This window comes from Nocardia aegles, assembly GCF_052545135.1.
On sequence record NZ_JBQWRI010000035.1, the window covers coordinates 1 to 1,662 of the forward strand.

Annotated in this window: 1 protein-coding gene; it reads left to right on the top strand. The window is 61.4% G+C overall.

What is annotated here, in order from left to right:
* Positions 1-23: 23 nt before the first annotated feature.
* A partial coding sequence (locus ACT89H_RS29315; protein ID WP_445111906.1) for a condensation domain-containing protein occupies positions 24-1,662 on the top strand: 1,639 nt, incomplete at its 3' end.

Consider the following 1,662-nt stretch of genomic DNA (forward strand, 5'->3'; position numbering starts at 1 on the left):
ATCGTCGTGCTTTGCCGCGGCCGGTGTTCGAACCCGCAGCCTTCCGCGCGCCGCACAGCGAGATGGAGCAGTTGGTCGCCGGGATCTTCGGTGAGGTGTTCGGCTCTACTCGCGTCGGATTGGACGACGACTTCTTCACGATGGGCGGCGATTCGTTGTTGGCCACCCGCGTCGTGACCCGACTGGAGGACATATTGCAGGCTCCCGTGCCGGTGCGGGCCTTGTTCGACGCGACGTCGGTTGCTCGTCTGGCCGAGGCGATGAGCCTGCTCACTGGTACTGGCATGCGGCCAGCCTTGACATCGAGTGCCAGACCCGATCATGTTCCAGCATCCTTCGCGCAGCGACGGATGTGGTTCCTCAATCACTTCGGGAACGGAGCCCCCACCTACAACATGCCAGCAGTCTTCCGACTCACCGGACCGGTAGCGGTCGACGCTCTGACCGCTGCGATCGACGACGTGACCCTCCGCCACGAAGCGTTGCGGACGGTGCTTGCCGACGAAGATGGCGAACTAGTCCAACGCGTGCTGGCCAGTGCGAATTGGCGTACAGGCAACGCGTTCCCGGCCGAAATCGCCGAGGAGAATCTGGATCAAGCGATACAAACCCTGGTGACTCGGGAATTCAACCTGTCTGTCGACACCCCGCTGCGTTGTGCACTGTATCGGCTTTCCGATCGAGATCACGTGCTGATTGTGGTCATACACCACATCGCCGCCGACGGATGGTCACTGCGACCGCTGACGCGCGACTTGATGGACGCCTACGAAGCACGGCGTATCGGCAATGCGCCGCGATGGCAGCCGCTGAACGTGCAATACGGCGACTACTCTCTCTGGCAGCGAAGCTATCTCGCCGCAGGTGACATCGACGGCGTGATGGCTCGTCAACTGCGCTACTGGGAGGAAGAACTGCGGGATCTTCCGGACGTCCTGCAACTACCGACCGACCGGCCCCGTACCCAAATCGCCAGTCAAGCAGGCGATGTCGTACCGCTGCGTATCCCCGGCGCTACCTGGGCAAACCTGAAGGCATTGGCCCGAACACAGCGGGTCACTCCAGCAATGGTGATGCAGACGATCTTGTCCCTTCTTCTCCATCGCGTCACCGGCGCTGACGACATCCCTCTGGGGATACCGACGGCAGGCCGGCTCGACGAGGCGCTCGACGACCTCGTCGGGTTCTTCGTGAACACGTGGGTTCTTCGTGTCTCGATCACCGATGACCAGACGTTCGTAGACGTGCTCCATTCGATCCGTATGAAGGCATTGGCTGCGCTGGCACACCAGGACGTGCCATTCGAATGTGTCGTGGAGCGAGTGGACCCCGTCCGTTCAGTTGCTCACCATCCACTCTTCCAGGTCGCGATGGGATTCAACAGTGACCTCGCTGTGCCGGCCTTACGGCTGAGCGGCATCGAGGTGGAGGAGGTGGCGGTATCGACACGAACGACGAAGACCGATCTTGACTTCGCGTTCGCCGAGGAACACGGCGAGCACGGGAGACTGCCAGCCCTTACCGGGAAGATCGAGTTCGCCACAGACCTGTTCGACCGCACCACGGTGCAACGGTTGGCTAGGTGGTTCACCACTATCACAGAAGCGGTGGTGGTTGATTCGTCGGTGGTGGTTGGTGATATCGATTTGATGGACGCCGCTG